The organism is Cytobacillus citreus, assembly GCF_018343665.1.
GTDB classification, from domain to species: domain Bacteria; phylum Bacillota; class Bacilli; order Bacillales; family Cytobacillaceae; genus Cytobacillus; species Cytobacillus citreus.
Genome location: NZ_JAGYPM010000005.1, coordinates 231846 through 248817, shown reverse-complemented (window position 1 = coordinate 248817; position 16972 = coordinate 231846). Strand labels below are relative to the sequence as shown.

Annotated in this window: 17 protein-coding genes and 10 tRNA genes; 21 read left to right on the top strand and 6 right to left on the bottom strand. The window is 37.3% G+C overall.

The window, feature by feature from the left end; genetic code table 11:
* Positions 1–48: 48 nt before the first annotated feature.
* From KHA94_RS21615 to KHA94_RS21565, 11 genes are all read left to right on the top strand, one after another.
* A tRNA-Asp gene (locus KHA94_RS21615) sits at positions 49–125 on the top strand.
* 47 nt (positions 126–172) lie between these two features.
* Positions 173–248: transfer RNA gene (locus tag KHA94_RS21610), tRNA-Phe, on the top strand.
* 24 nt (positions 249–272) lie between these two features.
* Positions 273–357, top strand: a tRNA-Tyr gene (locus tag KHA94_RS21605).
* Positions 358–362: 5 nt separating this feature from the next.
* Positions 363–436: transfer RNA gene (locus KHA94_RS21600), tRNA-Trp, on the top strand.
* Between the two features lie 8 nt (positions 437–444).
* Positions 445–520 (top strand) — tRNA-His (locus KHA94_RS21595).
* 174 nt (positions 521–694) lie between these two features.
* Positions 695–769: transfer RNA gene (locus tag KHA94_RS21590), tRNA-Gln, on the top strand.
* 9 nt (positions 770–778) lie between these two features.
* Positions 779–852, top strand: a tRNA-Cys gene (locus KHA94_RS21585).
* A 22-nt stretch (positions 853–874) separates the two neighbouring features.
* Positions 875–948: transfer RNA gene (locus KHA94_RS21580), tRNA-Gly, on the top strand.
* 6 nt (positions 949–954) lie between these two features.
* A tRNA-Ile gene (locus tag KHA94_RS21575) sits at positions 955–1031 on the top strand.
* Positions 1032–1046: 15 nt separating this feature from the next.
* A tRNA-Asn gene (locus tag KHA94_RS21570) sits at positions 1047–1121 on the top strand.
* A 730-nt stretch (positions 1122–1851) separates the two neighbouring features.
* Positions 1852–2682 carry a YitT family protein gene (locus tag KHA94_RS21565; protein ID WP_213104184.1) on the top strand — a complete coding sequence of 277 codons (831 nt, stop codon included), beginning with the start codon at positions 1852–1854 and terminating at the stop codon, positions 2680–2682.
* A 135-nt stretch (positions 2683–2817) separates the two neighbouring features.
* Here the strand turns inward: KHA94_RS21565 and KHA94_RS21560 are convergent, their stop codons facing one another.
* Genes KHA94_RS21560 through KHA94_RS21550 form a run of 3 tightly spaced genes read right to left on the bottom strand, consistent with a single transcriptional unit; the run spans position 2818 to position 3782 of the window.
* Positions 2818–3240, bottom strand: coding sequence for an Hsp20/alpha crystallin family protein (locus KHA94_RS21560; RefSeq protein ID WP_213104183.1), 423 nt, complete (start codon positions 3238–3240; stop codon positions 2818–2820).
* Between the two features lie 12 nt (positions 3241–3252).
* On the bottom strand, positions 3253–3495 hold the full coding sequence (locus tag KHA94_RS21555) for a spore germination protein (protein ID WP_213104182.1): 243 nt from the start codon (positions 3493–3495) through the stop codon (positions 3253–3255).
* 14 nt (positions 3496–3509) lie between these two features.
* The gene (locus KHA94_RS21550) at positions 3510–3782 is read right to left on the bottom strand and encodes a spore germination protein (protein WP_213104181.1); all 273 of its coding nucleotides are present in this window, start codon (positions 3780–3782) and stop codon (positions 3510–3512) included.
* Positions 3783–4243: 461 nt separating this feature from the next.
* On the opposite strand from KHA94_RS21550, the gene KHA94_RS21545 reads away from it, so the two are divergent.
* The 10 genes from KHA94_RS21545 to KHA94_RS21500 all read left to right on the top strand — a co-directional run bounded on the left by KHA94_RS21545 (position 4244) and on the right by KHA94_RS21500 (position 12112).
* On the top strand, positions 4244–4795 hold the full coding sequence (locus KHA94_RS21545; protein WP_213104180.1) for a DJ-1/PfpI family protein: 552 nt from the start codon (positions 4244–4246) through the stop codon (positions 4793–4795).
* A gap of 161 nt (positions 4796–4956) precedes the next feature.
* Positions 4957–6327: an MDR family MFS transporter gene (locus tag KHA94_RS21540; protein WP_213104179.1), complete on the top strand. Its 1371-nt coding sequence runs from the start codon at positions 4957–4959 to the stop codon at positions 6325–6327.
* Positions 6328–6549: 222 nt separating this feature from the next.
* Complete coding sequence (locus KHA94_RS21535; protein ID WP_213104178.1) at positions 6550–7470, top strand: helix-turn-helix transcriptional regulator; 921 nt, start codon at positions 6550–6552, stop codon at positions 7468–7470.
* A gap of 71 nt (positions 7471–7541) precedes the next feature.
* Positions 7542–7802, top strand: coding sequence for a zinc ribbon domain-containing protein (locus KHA94_RS21530; RefSeq protein ID WP_213104177.1), 261 nt, complete (start codon positions 7542–7544; stop codon positions 7800–7802).
* A 1-nt stretch (position 7803) separates the two neighbouring features.
* Entirely contained in the window at positions 7804–8292 is a 489-nt protein-coding gene (locus KHA94_RS21525) for a GyrI-like domain-containing protein (protein ID WP_213104176.1), read from the top strand.
* A 129-nt stretch (positions 8293–8421) separates the two neighbouring features.
* Positions 8422–8946, top strand: coding sequence for a YbaK/EbsC family protein (locus KHA94_RS21520; RefSeq protein ID WP_213104175.1), 525 nt, complete (start codon positions 8422–8424; stop codon positions 8944–8946).
* A gap of 319 nt (positions 8947–9265) precedes the next feature.
* The gene (locus tag KHA94_RS21515) at positions 9266–9685 is read left to right on the top strand and encodes a hypothetical protein (protein WP_213104174.1); all 420 of its coding nucleotides are present in this window, start codon (positions 9266–9268) and stop codon (positions 9683–9685) included.
* Positions 9686–9693: 8 nt separating this feature from the next.
* Positions 9694–10149 carry a hypothetical protein gene (locus KHA94_RS21510; RefSeq protein WP_338030851.1) on the top strand — a complete coding sequence of 152 codons (456 nt, stop codon included), beginning with the start codon at positions 9694–9696 and terminating at the stop codon, positions 10147–10149.
* Between the two features lie 308 nt (positions 10150–10457).
* On the top strand, positions 10458–11036 hold the full coding sequence (locus KHA94_RS21505; RefSeq protein WP_213104173.1) for an SCO family protein: 579 nt from the start codon (positions 10458–10460) through the stop codon (positions 11034–11036).
* A 302-nt stretch (positions 11037–11338) separates the two neighbouring features.
* The gene (locus KHA94_RS21500) at positions 11339–12112 is read left to right on the top strand and encodes a CsxC family protein (protein ID WP_213104172.1); all 774 of its coding nucleotides are present in this window, start codon (positions 11339–11341) and stop codon (positions 12110–12112) included.
* Positions 12113–12134: 22 nt separating this feature from the next.
* Here KHA94_RS21500 and KHA94_RS21495 read toward each other — a convergent pair whose 3' ends face one another.
* The 3 genes from KHA94_RS21495 to KHA94_RS21485 form a co-directional block, all read right to left on the bottom strand.
* Positions 12135–14906, bottom strand: coding sequence for a hypothetical protein (locus tag KHA94_RS21495; RefSeq protein ID WP_213104171.1), 2772 nt, complete (start codon positions 14904–14906; stop codon positions 12135–12137).
* Positions 14900–15676 carry a CsxC family protein gene (locus KHA94_RS21490; RefSeq protein ID WP_213104170.1) on the bottom strand — a complete coding sequence of 259 codons (777 nt, stop codon included), beginning with the start codon at positions 15674–15676 and terminating at the stop codon, positions 14900–14902. The genes KHA94_RS21495 and KHA94_RS21490 overlap by 7 nt, the downstream gene beginning before the upstream one ends.
* 369 nt (positions 15677–16045) lie before the next feature.
* On the bottom strand, positions 16046–16816 hold the full coding sequence (locus KHA94_RS21485; protein ID WP_213104169.1) for a CsxC family protein: 771 nt from the start codon (positions 16814–16816) through the stop codon (positions 16046–16048).
* Positions 16817–16972 lie beyond the last annotated feature (156 nt).

The following is a 16972-nucleotide window of genomic DNA, read 5'->3' as shown; positions in this document are numbered from 1 at the left end:
GGGCTCATAACCCGAAGGTCGCAGGTTCAAATCCTGTCCCCGCAATATGGTCCGGTAGTTCAGTTGGTTAGAATGCCTGCCTGTCACGCAGGAGGTCGCGGGTTCGAGTCCCGTCCGGACCGCCATTTTTTTCAGTAGTTTAAAACTACTGTTGATATATAGTTTGTTTTGTGGCTCAGTAGCTCAGTCGGTAGAGCAAAGGACTGAAAATCCTTGTGTCGGCGGTTCGATTCCGTCCTGAGCCACCATTTTTATACCTTTTTACTGAATATGGTGGGGTAGCGAAGTGGCTAAACGCGGCGGACTGTAAATCCGCTCCCTGTGGGTTCGGCGGTTCGAATCCGTCCCCCACCACCATTTATAGGGGTATAGTTTAAAGGTAGAACAGAGGTCTCCAAAACCTCCAGTGTGGGTTCGATTCCTACTACCCCTGCCAATATTATGGCGGTTGTGGCGAAGTGGTTAACGCATCGGATTGTGGTTCCGACATTCGTGGGTTCGATTCCCATCAGCCGCCCCATAAAATTAAACTAATATTAGGCCATGTCAAAATGGTAGGTACTCATATATAGTAAATGTCGCCACATTTAACTACAGAAGTTAATTCATGGTAGTTATTCATTTGCAATTAAATGTGTCTGCGGTGATAATTCATGAAGAATGCTCAAAGAAGTGATTCTTGAGGTTAAATCAATGGGCTATAGCCAAGCGGTAAGGCAACGGACTTTGACTCCGTCATGCGTTGGTTCGAATCCAGCTAGCCCAGCCATTTTTTGTTGGCGGCATAGCCAAGTGGTAAGGCAGAGGTCTGCAAAACCTTTATCACCGGTTCAAATCCGGTTGCCGCCTCCATACAGATGAATATTATTTATTTGCGGGTGTAGTTTAGTGGTAAAACCTCAGCCTTCCAAGCTGATGATGAGGGTTCGATTCCCTTCACCCGCTCCATAATGTGGGCCTATAGCTCAGCTGGTTAGAGCGCACGCCTGATAAGCGTGAGGTCGATGGTTCGAGTCCATTTAGGCCCACCATTTCTATATTACTATTCCGCAGTAGCTCAGTGGTAGAGCTATCGGCTGTTAACCGATCGGTCGTAGGTTCGAGTCCTACCTGCGGAGCCATTTTTGTCCTTAATTCTTTCCTGCATATACATATATTAAAATCCCCCACTAATCTTATTACTTTCTCTAACTTAAACTCTCAAAAAAAGAATCGCCATGATGACAACTCCCATATTATTTCATATGAATTTTAATCATTTTTCTTTGGGACACAAATTTATATCATTTGTATGAGCTGTAATAGACTTAAATGTTAATAGAGATTCCTTTGTTATAGCCAAAGTCGGATATAAATGGTAACGATAGCTATCTCATGAGACCATCTCAAGCAGAAAAAAGAGAAAAAGCGGTCTCATAGAGAGTTCATGAGACCACCACAAGCTGAAAAAAGAGAAAATAAAAACAGCTTTTCTAATAAAACGGCACTCAATCTTCTTCAGTGACAAAAATCCGGACTGCGACAACTTTTCTTATTCATCCAAGCTTTATAGAAAATATCAAAAGTCTATTGGGGGAATTTTCATGGTATGAAGCGACAAAAGAGAAGGATATTGTTGTATGTAAGCGGACAATACATTTGATATTGTAAAAGGCTCTGTGCTTGTATTAGCACTTGCTGTCACCTACATTCATGCAAAAAATAAATTTGTAAGATGTGGGTATTTCCCAAATAGTTCCAGACTTATATCCGTAATCCTTTTTTCAGTGGTGTTGAAACGAGAATAATATACGAGTATAATAGTATGATTCTGTATGTGCAGATAATTGGATATTAAAAGGGTGGCATGTAATGAAAAAAAGGATAGTAGATATTGTTTTTATAGCGCTAGGCTCATTGATTTTTGCACTAGGAGTTAATCTATTTATTATTCCAAACGAGCTCGGTGAAGGCGGAGTGACTGGGATTACCATTATTGCGTATTATCTATTTGAATGGTCTCCAGGGTTAGTGAACTTAGTGCTTAATTCTATTTTGTTGCTTGTAGGCTATCGATTTTTAAGTAAAACAACAACGATTTATACGATTATTGCTGTTGTACTTCATTCTCTATTCTTGCATTTAACGAAGGGCTGGAGCATTCCATCAGATGAAATAGTCGTGAATGCGATCTTTGGCGGCCTCTTCGTAGGTATAGGAATAGGCTTGATCATCCGTGTTGGCGGAACAACTGCCGGTACGACGATCTTAGCGAGAATCACAAATAAATATCTAGGCTGGAGTATTAGCTATGGCTTGTTATTTTTCGATCTAATTGTCGCTTTTTCTTCTTATTTCATTATCGGTGCTGAAAAGCTGATGCTTACGATTATGATGCTTTATATTGGTACGAAGGTCATGGAGTTCATAATTGAAGGGTTAAATCCTAAAAAGGCTGTGACGATCATATCTGATGTGCCTGACGAAATTGCACAGCAAGTGAATGATAAGATGAACAGAGGTGTGACCGTTTTTGCCGGCACCGGCTACTATACAAAAATGCAAAAAGATATTTTATATATTGTGATAAGCAAACAAGAAGTCGTTAAGCTAAAGAAAATTGTTAACGATGCAGACAAGAACGCATTTGTTGCTATACATGATGTTCGAGATGTTTTTGGAGAAGGTTTTGGAAATATATAATCATATGAAAAGGATGTTAGAAACGATGGCTTGATCACAGTTTCCAGCATCCTTTTTTGAATGGGCTGATAACCTTGCAAAAAGGTTTATTTCATCTCTTATAATCTAGTTTTATTCTCAAATCTAAAGGATTATTTATGGAAAACTAATCGAATCCACTTTTCGAGGGTATGAAATATGAAGTAACCCATTATTAATTTGTATATGCATTAAATGGGCCTGTGTTGCTTCTGGCAGTTCAATGACTCGTTCAAATTCACCGTATACTCTCTCTCGTTTCATTTCCATTTCTAGTGGTAATACTGGCTTTGTTTTGCCACTAATTTTTAAATGTGTATCCGAGATTAAGTTGAGTGAAAGATCCTCTTGGTTTACTCCCGGTATTTCAAAAATAATAAAGTTATATTTCTCATTTTGGTACATATCAAATATGGGATTAGGCATCTTTTCTTTAAAAAATTCATCAGGATGTTTTTGCTTGAGTACACTAGACCAAAAATCACTATTTCTATATTCATTCGTAATCTCTAGCCATTTTCTCATCTTTTCTATGTCCATCGTAATACTCCTTTATAATAGATTAGAGATAGGAAAAGAAGGGTTACCTATTTGATCTTGATCACTAACATCTGGATCTATAGTTCCTGTGTTTAAAAATGAAGATGCTGGTGAAAAATCACCGAAAGAATTGTTTGACCCAAAAAATTTACTATTAGCAGTATGACTGTTATGAACAGTAGGGCCAATATCAATATTTCCGTTTTGAGTAGTTCCATTCACCTTTAAATTTAAGATATTTATTACACTGGGCATGTCATAAATCTCCTTTATATTAAATTCGGGGGCAGTGGTTGCCCCGGCATATTTACATTCGCAGTATCAGTATTTCCAATTGCAGATTGGTCGTTCACATCAGGATCAATAAATATATTTTCCATCATTGCTTCAGTCGGTGAAGTATCACCATATGAAGAATTAATTCCTTGTGATTTGTTACTGGCCGTGTGACTATTATGAGTTGCTTCTCCTATCGTAATAGACCCGTTACCTGAAATACTGTTGACTTTTATATAATATAAATTGATTACAATCGAAGGCATCTTAATACACCTTTCTATTCTGCGTTTTATAGGTACTATATGCGATTTGTTGCCCATATGTTACATTTATATATATTATTTCAATTTTCTCCTAATAGATTTCATTATTAAATACAAAACCCCTACTGTTATACATAATAAGTACATAAACCAGATAATCATGGCATTTATATTATTCTCACGTTTCCTATTAAAATTTTCATAAAATAAATCTTATAACTTATGATTTTTGGTAATAGAGGGATATTGAATTAAAATATGACCTTCTAAAAAATTCCATTCGTGAATAAAAATAATATAGTGTTATTCCCGAATAGAACTAAACTAATATTTTAACTGACAACTATGTGAAGGGAATCCTCCATATATCCTTAATTTTAAAAATTTGTCGGAAGGAAATCGTAGGTGGAAAGGTGAATGTTTAAATATTGTAAAAATATTTTTAGGGGAGGAATGTAATCATGGTTAAAAAAGTATTGCTACTAGCGGGAGATGCAGTTGAAGCGTTAGAAATTTATTATCCTTATTTTCGCTGTCTAGAAGAAGGATACGATGTACAAATAGCTGCTCCATCAAAGAAAAAGCTACAAACGGTTGTGCATGATTTCATTGGCTGGGATACTTATACGGAAAGCAAAGGATACTTAATTGAATCCCATTTGGCTTTTGAAGATGTAATTCCTGAAGAATATGATGGCTTGATTATTCCTGGAGGAAGAGCACCCGAATACATTCGTCTGAATGAAAATGTTCCAAAAATTGTTGCTCATTTCTTTGAAGCGAATAAACCAGTTGCAGCCATTTGCCATGCAAGCCTCATTTTAACAACGGTTCGACAATTTATGGAGGGCCGTGAACTGACTGCTTACATTGCCTGTAAGCCAGATGTTGAAGCAGCAGGCGCGACCTATATCGAAGAACATCTTCATGTAGAAGGAAATCTTATTTCTGGTCACGCATGGCCAGACCTCCCAGGCTTTATGAAGGAATTCATTAAACAATTAAATGAATAATTTAAGATATATTTAAAAAAGGAATCAGAGCGAAGTCGCTTTGGTTCCTTTTCTTATTGACAGTGGAAAATGAGAGAATCTATTATCACCTCTAAATGTATACAGATTAAAGGTATGCTATAATATTTAAACTTGAGCTTTTCTTTTTAGAGGTGAAAAATTTGCAAAAACAAACAAAACAGAGATCGGTCGTTCTCGCCTTATTAATTGCAACCTTCTTGACAGCCATCGAAGGTACGATTGTCAGCACCGCGATGCCGAAAATTGTTGAGGATCTTGGTGGCAGCAAGCTATATACATGGGTCATTTCTGTCTATTTATTAGCTGTGGTGATTAGTACGCCTATTTTTGGAAAACTAGCTGATTTATATGGCAGGAAGAGAATGTTTACGATTGGAACGATTATTTTTCTAATAGGATCAATGCTTTCGGGGCTCTCGCAAACAATGGAACAGCTCGTTCTTTTTCGTTTGATTCAAGGACTAGGAGCAGGTGCGCTTACAACGATTCCGTTTACAATTATCGGTGATGTGTTTGAATTCAAAGAGCGAGCAAAAATTCAAGGCATGATTAGCAGTGTTTGGGGAATTTCTGGGATTATCGGACCACTTGCAGGCGGTTTTATCGTCGACACTATTTCATGGCATTGGATTTTCTATATGAACCTGCCATTTGGGATTTTTGCTTTAATATTATTATCTATATCATTACATGAAAATCTTGAGAAGAAGAAGCAAATTATCGATTATGCAGGTATTACGACGTTTGCAATTAGTATGTCGTCCTTTTTATACGCTTTGACATTATTAAAAGAGGATAGATCATTAACGACAAGTATTTCTGCCTTATTAGCAGTTTCACTGATCACCTTTTGTTTATTTTTCTATATTGAAGCAAAGGGAAAAGAGCCAATGCTGCCGCTTTCCTTATTTAAAATCAAGTTTATCACGATTTCGAATATTGCCGGCTTTTTATTAGGATTTATTCTTGTTGCTATCACCTTTTATATTCCGTTATGGGTGCAAGGTGTAACAGGCTTAAACGCTACTTTTTCTGGAATCGCGATGCTGCCTATGTCGATTACTTGGCCCCTTGGTGCGGTCTTTGTAGGCAGATGGCTTGCAAAATCACCGATCGGAAAAATGGCTGTTATCGGTATCTCTTTAATTATTATCGGATGTATTGGATTAACTTTCTTTAGGTCAGGGACAACGATTCCGTTCTTGATGGCAGATACAGCTATCTTGGGCTTTGGTTTCGGTTTAGCGATGACATCCTTTACCGTTGCTGTTCAATCAGCTGTTGATTGGAATATGCGCGGAGCGGCAATGGGTTCACATACATTAATGAGAAATTTAGGGCAGGCAATTGGGATCGCTGTTTCAGGGCTATTGTTGAGTGATAAACTTTATGGTCATGCATTAGAATCAAGTCTCCATTCAGTTTTCACGATGCTGATTCTATTAGCAGTATGCGCCCTGGCTGTAACTGGCGTTCTACTGCGTCAAAAAGAACCAGCGCTTAGCAGCTAGGTTATAGGCATTTTTATTGTAACGCTATCTTCCAAAGGTAGCGTTTTTTGCATTAAATATAGATCGGAATTGATGCCTATAAAATAAAAACAAAAATTAGCATATAATAAACGCTAAAACATTTCCAATTATTAAATATTTTAGTAGGATGACATTAGCAAGTTTATATCGAAATTTGAAATCTATAATCTTGCTAATTTAAGGAAAAGGAAAAGAGAAATCATGAAACTCGACCGTTTATTAACAATGACGATGATCTTAATAAATCGTAAAAAAGTGAAGGCACAGGAGCTTGCAGAGCTATTTGATGTTTCCATTCGGACGATTTATCGGGATGTGGATACTCTTAGCAAGGCAGGTATTCCGGTCATAAGCTATCAAGGAGCAAACGGCGGGATTAGTTTAATAGAAGGATATCGAGTTGATAAGCAAGTGTTGACAGAGGATGAGCTTACTTCGATATCAATTGCTTTAAAAAGTGTACTTACCTCTTATCAGGATCCACACGCGGAAGCGGTTTTAGAAAAAATAACAGGAATTGCTGCAGAAAGAAAAACAAGCTTAGATTATATTTTTATCGATTATAGTCCGTGGGGGTCAAATGCACTCTTAAAGGAAAAAATAACAAAAGTGAAACAAGCGATTGAAACATCATCGTGTCTGATATTTACATATTCTAAGGGTTATGGAAAACAAACAGAACGGATGATTGAGCCACATATTCTTGTGGAAAAAGGGAGATCGTGGTACGTCTATGGGTTTTGTCATTTAAGAGAGGCATTTCGCCTGTTCAAGGTCTCAAGAATGAAAGATATACAATTAAGTGAAGAAAAGTTCATTCGCAAAGAGATCAACCTATCTGAGCAGCCTTGGGATAAAGAGTGGCATGAGCCGAAAAATACTATTTCTCTAAAACTATCCTTTAGCCCTGGATCTCGCCTGTTAATGGAAGAATCGTTTGGAGTAGAGTTCATCAAGGAAGAGCAATCCATTGTTGAAATCGATATTCCAGAGGATGAGTGGCTATATGGATTTATTTTAAGCTTTGGAAATAAAGTAGAAGTGTTAGAGCCACTTCATATAAGAGAGATCATTAAAAAGAGAATAATAGATGTTATGAAAATATATACGGAAAATATTTAAACGAATATGACAAACAGTTGTCAGGTTTACACCGATATATTGTGTATATACGAAAGGAAGGTGTATGTAAAATGAATACTATTCATTGTCAAAGCTGTGGAATGCCAGTAAATGAAGAGAAGCTATTTGGAACTGAGAAGGATGGAGCAAGAAGTGCAGAGTATTGCGTATATTGCTATGAGGATGGGGAATACAAGCAAGCTAACATGACACTCACGGATATGATCAATCTATGTGTGCCATTTTTGAAAGAAGATGGGAAGAGTGAAGAGGAAGCTCGAACAATGTTGAATGAGTTTTTACCAACATTAAAGAGATGGAGGAATAAATAAGTTGAATCAGCCCGTTATTAAGGGAAAAGAGCCGTTCCATATCTTTGGAATTACAATCAAAACAACGAATGCAAATGAAATGACAGCGAATGCGAAAATTCCCCAATTATGGAATACCTACTACGAGCAAAAGGTATATGAGAAAATCCCTGCTTCTGATCAGGGCGGTGTTACATATGGCCTCTATTCTGACTATGAACAAGGAGTAGATGGAGAATATAGTATGACTGTTGGACTTGAAGGAGGTCCGAGAGATACACTACCAGAAGGAATTGTTGTCAAAACAGTGCCGGCAGCAAAATATGTTGTGTTCACCTCTGATATAGGACCAGTATCTGAAATCGTCATAAAGGCATGGCAAGAAATTTGGGATTGGTTTGAACTAGCTGATGTAGAGAGAACATATACAGGTGATTTTGAAGTATATGATGAAAGATGTGAAAATCCACATCAAGCGCAAGTAGATATTTATGTGGCCATTAAGGAATAGAAGGAAGCTGTAAGATGACACCGTTCAGAAATTAGAACGGTGTTTTTAGCTTAATCATTCATTCTCGTTGTTTTACAGTATTAAAGGATGTTATCATCTTACTAATAATGTAAAGAAAGGAAGAAAGCGATGTCTTTGGAAACGGTGAAGGCTCATTTTAAAAAGTGGAATCGCGAGGCAGACATTTTAGAGTTTGAAACATCAAGTGCGACAGTTGAACTGGCTGCTGAAGCGATTGGCTGTATTCCTGCAAGAATTGCAAAAACATTATCCTTCAAGGGTGAGGGAGATCAAGCAATTCTAGTAGTTGCGGCAGGTGATGCCAAGGTTGATAACAAGAAATTCCGCCAAGCTTTTGGCCTAAAAGCTCGCATGCTTTCGGCTGATGAAGTGGTAGAGCAAACTGGTCACATCATTGGCGGAGTTTGTCCATTCGGATTAGCAAATGAATTAGATGTCTATTTAGATATCTCGATGAAACGCTTTGAGACTCTTTTTCCCGCCTGTGGCAGTTCAAACTCAGCTATTGAGTTGACCCTTGATGAACTGGTTGAATACTCATCTGCTAAAGAGTGGGTGGATGTTTGTAAGGGGTGGGAAGAGGAACAGGTGAAAGAGGCAGTCGCTTCCAATATCAATCAGCCCCAAAATTAATTTTCATATTTATTATTTTCAGAACATAGAAATACCTAATTCCAATACTGTCTAAAAAGACAATATAGGAATTAGGTATTTTTTTAACCCAAAAAAGGATATTAGCAGTAAAAATTGTAACTTCATTATTTCAGATCATCTCCATGGCGTAAAAACCATGGAGATTTTTTATTGTATTTTTTATCCATTTTTGATGTATCACTTCTATTCATGGTCTAGTTACCTAGCATTTCGCATAATCATTATGTAGTTTCCATCAATTTTCAGTGGATAGGATTTATGGTAATAGCTGTTTCATATGAAAATCTGAGGTGGTGTTATGGATCAAATTACTTTCCTGCTTTTTATGTACTCGGATGTTTGTATAGTTCTTGGACTTTATGTTTATTTATTGCGAATCAAGAAGCTAATCGGGTTTCAGTTAGGAATGAATATTAGTGTTGTAATGGGGGGAATGGCTGCTTTACTATTTGGTGTATTACTCATCCTGCAATATCCGTTTCATTTCACGTGGATTACGATTATCTCCACACTGGCAGGATTAGTGACTGGGGCATTGTTTGGACGGTTGTTCGATTATCAATCGTTTGTGACCGGTTTAACGAATGGAGTGATCGTTGGATTGATGTCACCGATGATTGGGACAGTTTTAGAAATGACCTCGGTATTTGTATGGTTTGTTCATATTTTTTTTGCTTTGTGTTTACTCACTATTCTTATTTCAATTAAAAGGTCGTGAAGTAAACTGTGCTGATCATTATGTTATTTAGTTGGAATCTTATTGGATTAGGTTTAGTATACAGGATATTCAAAAAGAAAAATTTGTCATTTGATGATCGATTTTCGATGACGATGTGTATGGCCATAACAATGATCTCTCCACTTATCATAGCACTTCACATTGAACTATTACTACCTGGCTCTCTAAAGGCTCTATTTCTAATCCCGATTTTGCTTGGATTACTAATAGGCTGGAAATTCGGTTCACTCATAAAAGCTCCAGCTCTGCTAACCAGTATTTATAATGGCACAATGGGAGGAATTATGGGAACGATGCTCGGTGCTGTGCTTCAAAATCCTGCGCTTTGCAACATACCGATCGAGTCAGAAGCAATGATGACGGCGAACATGTATAGTCTTGCTATCTTTACAACCTTCCTTCATACACTTGTGTTCATTTTATCGCAGATTAACGGGCAGTAAGACCCCCACTTCAAGGTTGCGAGAGAATGAAAGAAACCTAAGTGGGGGTCAACTACCAGTAAAGGCCCGACGACGGACACGATGTCCTAGTCAGGCGAAAGCCACAGGACGTGGCGTTTTGAGCGTGATTGGTTCAACTAACCATCAGTGGGGGATGAAAGCCGACTAAGAACGCCACGTCCTGTGGCAACGTCGGCACTAGCACGTCCTGTGCGTCGAAAAACCCCCACTGATGGAAGTTTCACTTTATTCGTTATTCCTTTAAGGTGTAAAGTAACCGCTTTATATGTCATAAGGGAGGAGAAAAAATGAAGGTATTTGTTGTTGCCATCTTCTTGTTTGCTGGATTTATGGCTTTCTATTTCTTTTGGCCCCAATCAGTAGATTTACCGAAAATTGGCCATGTGAAGGATTCGACACTTACTGAAGTGAGCGGAAAGGAATTTTCCAAACAGAAAAAACCAAAACTTATTACTTTCTTCTATACAAATTGTCCAGACGTTTGTCCTACCACAATGATTGATCTAAAAAAATTACAACAATTAATGAAGGAAAAAGGAATATCTGATAATCAGTATCTTATTCTAGCAGTGACATTGGACCGGGAATACGATACGAAAGAGAGAATTTTAGAGTATAAAAATGCTTTTGAAATTTCGAGCTCCAATTGGCTGTTCTTAAGAGGCTCTGAAGAAGAAACAAAGAAATTTGCTCAAAACTTCAACATGATATATGAAAAGAATCAAGATGGGTTTGTTGTGCATTCTACAACCATGTATGTGGTGGATTCGAATGAGCGAATTAGAGCCATTCATAATATGGCGACAGGTGATAAACGAGTGAATATCGAGAAAATTGCTGACCATTTGATACAGCTAATGGATTAATCAGGAAAATTGCTGACCAGTAGAGATCTAATGGAAACAAGATTGTGTTTTTTGCTTATTAACAAAAATGAATAGATGGTAAACCAATGAAAAGCAAGGATTTTCAAATTAACAATCTGGCAAGGTAAAAAGGGATAGGGGTAAGGATCCATTTTATAAAAAGGCCATAGTCCACCGACACTTGTCCATTCGGGTTACTCCTTTAAGACATATATATAAGTATCAAAAGTAAAGAAGTCATAAACCGTAAATAACGGATATGCGCTTTACTGTTGAAAACAATATTAAAGGAGAGAAAATGAATGAGAAAAAATACGTGTGGCTGCCATGGTCACGATCACTGTCCTCCGCAAATGGAGTGTAAAACAGTAAAATCGGTGTCTGGCGAATGTAAAAGTGAAGATTTCTTTTCACCAGGTGAATTTGAACAAACAGTAGTATTAAATGATATAATTATTCAAATTCCAGTAGAAGCAGATATTAAGCTGCCAGCGCATGCCAAAGATCTTAAGCTTGTTAAGAAGAATGTAAAACTGAAACAATGTAAAGTGGTCAAAAATTCCTTTGATCCGACTCATAAGTCTGTAAAGTTATTTATTGAAGGTGTTGTTCATAAAAATATTCAATTTGTTGAGTCCTGCGATGATAAGGTAAGAGATTTTTCTGTTAGTGTCCCATTTAGATGTTTCAGAAAGGTGCATCTCAATAAGCCTGCTCAATTCCCGTTTGGAGAGTTTAGTATTAAGAAAAACGTTCTTGAAAGAAAAGAGATCGCTAAAAATGGTCATGGTGCTGATGAATGTATTACAGGCTCATTGACTTTTGAAGTATTTACTGAACCAGTTGAATGTAAATTGCTTTTTGCTGTGATCGACGAATGGGATATTTTCAAAAAACACGATAGTTTTGGAAGATTTAGAAAGATCACTGAAAAAATGGATGTAGTACTTGGAATTAAATTGTTCCAAAAACAGCAATGCCCTGAACCTGAAGCTGTTGAACATGAATCGTCTTCATTTGAGGAACATGAAAAGAAGGAAACTATTTTTGATAGATTCAGGGGTATGATTGGCTAATAAATCAGTGAAAGGGTGTCTCTCAAAAGGAGGCACCCTTTCTTTTGGCTTTTAGGAAAAGTCCTGCTGATTGAAGTTCAATATATTGCGGCTGCAGTAGGTCAATTGATAAATTGGCTCTTCCTTGAATATTAAGCTGAGGCACGTTTCCCTTCAAATTTTGTTCCTTATGCCATATAAAGCTGATACTGCGTAAATGATGCTCAATTTGATTCGCAAGTGACTGATAATACTCGTGGTGTGAACTGGTCCCACTGTCGTCATGTGATTGGAACATGAACTCTTTTTGACTGCTGTTTGATAAGACAGGAGGAAAAAACCACTGAATATTGGTTACTTTTTGCCACGGAACAGGGATTTTCACTGTGTGAAGAGTATGGGACTCGTTTACAAATTCAACTTCTGCTATCAGTACACCTTTAAAAAAAACGGTAGTTGAAGGTAGAAGTACACGGCAATCTAAAGAGTGAAGGGACCAATCAATTTTTTCCACATTCTTCAATGCACTAAACAAATTGTATGAATCAAAGATATCGATATCAATGTTCACTTTGGCAAGCAAAACAGAAAGCTTTACTATTGGGCTATGATTCTTTTTTAGGCAATCATCAGAAAGATTATTCGTATGGGAAGGATCGTGATAATTGTCTTCATTCTCTTTTTCATTGAACCATTCTCTTTCAAAACAATTTTCTTCGGAAGAAGATTCCTCTTGGAATGAAGAGGATTCTTCACTCATATCCTCCTCTTTTATAGAATAGGCATCTGCTAGTAGAGATTCAAACTCACTCTGTAATGAAGAGGATTCTTCACTCATATTCTCTTCTACAGAATAGGCATCCGCTAGTAAAGATTCAAACTCACTCTGGGATGAAGAGGATTCCTCACTCATATCCTCCTCCTCTACGGATAAGTCCTCCTCCAGTATAGAATCAATCTCCTCTTGGAAAGAAGAGGATTCTTCTGACATTAATTCATCCTTTACGGAATAAGCAGCCACTATTGTTAAATTAAGTTCCTCTTGGAAAGAAGAGGATTCCTCACTCATATCCTCCTCTACGGAAAAGACATCCTCCAGTATAGAATCAATCCCCTCTTGTAATGAAGAGGATTCCTCAATCAAAGATTCCTCTTCTACGGAAAAGTCCTCCTCCAGTATAGAATCAATCCCCTCTTGTAATGAAGAGGATTCCTCAATCAAAGATTCCTTTTCTACGGAAAAGTCCTCCTCCAGTATAGAATCAATCTTCTCTTGTAATGAAGAGGATTCCTTAATCAAAGATTCCTCCTCTACGGAAAAGTCCTCCTCCAGAATAGAATCAATCTCCTCTTGGAAAGAAGAGGATTCCTCAATCAAAGATTCCTCTTCTACGGAAAAGTCCTCCTCCAGAATAGAATCCATCTCCTCTTGTAATGAAGGGGCCTCCTCAATCAAAGATTCCTCTTCTACGGAAAAGTCCTCCTCCAGAATAGAATCCATCTCCTCTTGTAATGAAGAGGCCTCCTCAATCAAAGATACCTCTTCTACAGAAAAGTTCTCCTCCAGAATAGAATCAACCTCCTCTTGGAAAGAAGAGGTTTCCTCAATCAAAGATTGCTCTTTTACAGAAAAGTTCTCCTCCAGAATAGAATCAATCTCCTCTTGGAAAGAAGAGGATTCCTCAATCAAAGATTGCTCTTTTGCAGAAAAGTTCTCCTCCACTATAGAATCAATCTCCTCCTGGATGGTAGAGGATTCTTCTAGATTGAAATAGGCTTCAGTAAGCAAAGTAGAAAACTCATTCTGAATGGAAGAAGACTCCTCTAGTATTGGAAAAAAGGCATTCTCATAGGTAGAAGATTCTTCAAAAGAAGAAGAAGACTCCTCTTCTTGAAGGGAAGCGCCATTCTCAAGAATAGAAGAAGACTCTTCTTGATAAAAATAATCATCCGACAGCATAGAGGAAATCTCATTCATAAGTGATGTATTCTCGTGAATAAAAGACTCCTCTTCTTGAAGGGAAGCGTCATTCTCAAGAATAGAAGAAGACTCCTCTTGATAAAGATAATCATCCGACAGTATAGAGGAAATCTCATTCATAAGTGATGTATTCTCGTGAATAGAAGACTCTTCCTCTTGAAGGGAAGCGGCTTTCTCAAGAATTGAGGAAGACTCCTCCGGATAAAAATAATCATCCGACAGTATAGAGGAAATCTCATTCATAAGTGATGTATTCTCGTGAATAAAAGACTCCTCTTCTTGAAGGGAAGCGGCTTTCTCAAGAATTGAAGAAGATCTATCCTGATTAGAATGATCATCCGTCAGTATAGAAGAAGACTCAACCATAAGTGATTTATCCTCGTCGATAGAAGACTCCTCCCTCTGAAGAGGGGAGGCTTCTTCCAGTATGGTTCTAGACTCATCCTGTGTTAAAAAGTCCTCCGTCTGCATGGAGGTAACCTCTGCCTGAAGGAAGTTGGATTCTTCAGGTAGAGGAAATTCCTTTGAAAGGTCCTCAGTTTCCTCAAGTTTAGAAGTGGACTTATCATGAGAGGACGAAGACTCTTCCGTCAAAGAAGGAGCATCTTCAAGCATTGAAGAAAAATGCTGCATCATCGAATTAACTCTTTCTTCCCTATCTTCATATTCCAAAGATTGCTCTATAATTTTCATTGATTTAATCTGCTGTGCGTCTACTCTTGGTGGAGTAAAAATGATAGGCATTGATAGAATTTGTTCACCGATATTGCCTGATGCAGAGCGGCGTTTTTGAGATGCTCTTTGCCTATTATTTAATTTTGGTCTCTCTAACAAGACTCATCACAATCATGATCATAATCATCATTTGTCGTAGAAGAAACACGTATTTGCTGATTTTGGAGAACCTTTAAGGTGATATCAAGCACCATTTTTTCTTCAATTTTCGTAAAGATTCCTTCACCTAAAGGTGCAGAATCAGGGAAGGGAACTCTATCGATTGCTTCGTCCCATTCAATAATTTTACTAGAAATTAGTTCACAAAACGGAAGTTCATTATAATGCTGGGTACTTTCTTGATGAAACTGTGAAAGATCACTTGATTGAAATTCATCTTTTTCTGGAAAACCTGATGGTAATGATTTCGATACGAAGAAGTCAAACTCATTACGTTTGTTTACTTCTGGGTTCACTGGTTTTGTTAAGAAGCGCTTGATTTCCGTTACAGTTTGAAATGGAATATCAACAGTGAGAGAATGCAAATCTGACGCAACTGTTGTTGATGTACTTTGATCTATTTCCATACTTGGACTCGCATACTGAATATTTTTGCGAACAAATCCTTTAATAAATAATTTGTTTGTTGGTAAAAGCAATCTGCACTGAACTAATTTTACATGCTTTTTAATATCTTTTATTTCTAATACGGGTTCTGGAAATTCAATTAATGCATCTACATTTACCTGTATCGTTAGCTCAGCTAATACGACTGGAACCTTTGTAATGATTTTTCCAATGCTTACATTTGGATGATGATGATAACTATCACACTCGTTTTGGTTTGTTGAAACTTTACATTCATTCGCTTTTTTATTTTTATCTGACATTTGGGCTCCTCCTTAAAAAACAGATAATGCATCCTATGCGGGATATACGTCTATGTTTGGGCCTCTGCCTATTAAAATTTGCAAAAAGAATGATGGTTGCCTAAAAACACTGAGGATTCAATGAAATGAACAAAAAAATTTATTCCGTACAAGGAAGAAAGCAAATGCAGTGATGTATAGAAAAAAACAAATATATAATTATTAATACTGTCAATTTATAAGAAATCGAATATGTATAGTTACGAGAGGGGTATATTTAGAAAATGGAAAAGACAATACCATGCTCTCCAAAAGGAATTGCTAAGATATTGCCTTCGCTAAAAATCCTATCGTCACTCGCCAAAGTTAAGTAGGATTGAAATTTCTATATTATAATGCATTAACACGAACTTGCTGGTTTTGTAATACTTTAATCGTAAACTCTAAAAACATCTTTTCAACTACATTTTCGAATATTCCCTCTTCAAAAGGCTTATTGCCAGGCAATGGCACCCTGTCTATAGCCTCATCCCATTCAATAATATTACTTGATATTAACTCACAGAAAGGAAGCTGATTGTAGAACTGTGTGCTTACTTGATGGAATTGGGAAAGATCACTTGAAAGCAGGTGATCCTTTTCAGGGAAGCCATGACCCAAATCTTGAGCTCTAAAGAAGTCGAATTCAGAACGAGTGTTTAATAGCGGCAGCTCTGGCGGATTAAGAAAGTCTCTTGCGCCAATTGTAGTCGTACATTCAAAAGGCACATCAGCTGTAAGAGATCGAAGTTCAGAAGATACGCATTGGTCTGTAGAATGAGGACAAGGGGTTGCATATTGGATGTTTTTACGAACAAACCCTTTTAAAAATAATCGCAAATCAGTTGCTGCGAATGGATCAAAGCCTGCCGACACTCCAGGAAGAAGTAGTCTACATTGAACAATTTTTACCCTCTTTTTAATATCTTTGATTTCAAGAACTGGTTCAGGAAAATGAATTTTCGCAACCAAGTTCGTTCTTACAGTTAATTCCGCCAGTGTAACAGGTACTCTGATTATTGTTTCGCCTGCCGGTGTAGTAGTAGGAGATGCTGGCACATTTTCACATTCTCCAACTTGGGCGGATATATCTACATCTACACAATTTTTATCTTTGTTCATTTTTTTTCCTCCTTAAGTTTTAGGTTCAATCTATCGTATGCGGACAAATGGATAAATGCATTGGTACAATCGTGGAATTTAAGGAGATACTTAGACAAATTAATATAGATCTGGACCAGCACAAATGAGTGCCTATCCTGCATAGGATTCAAAAGG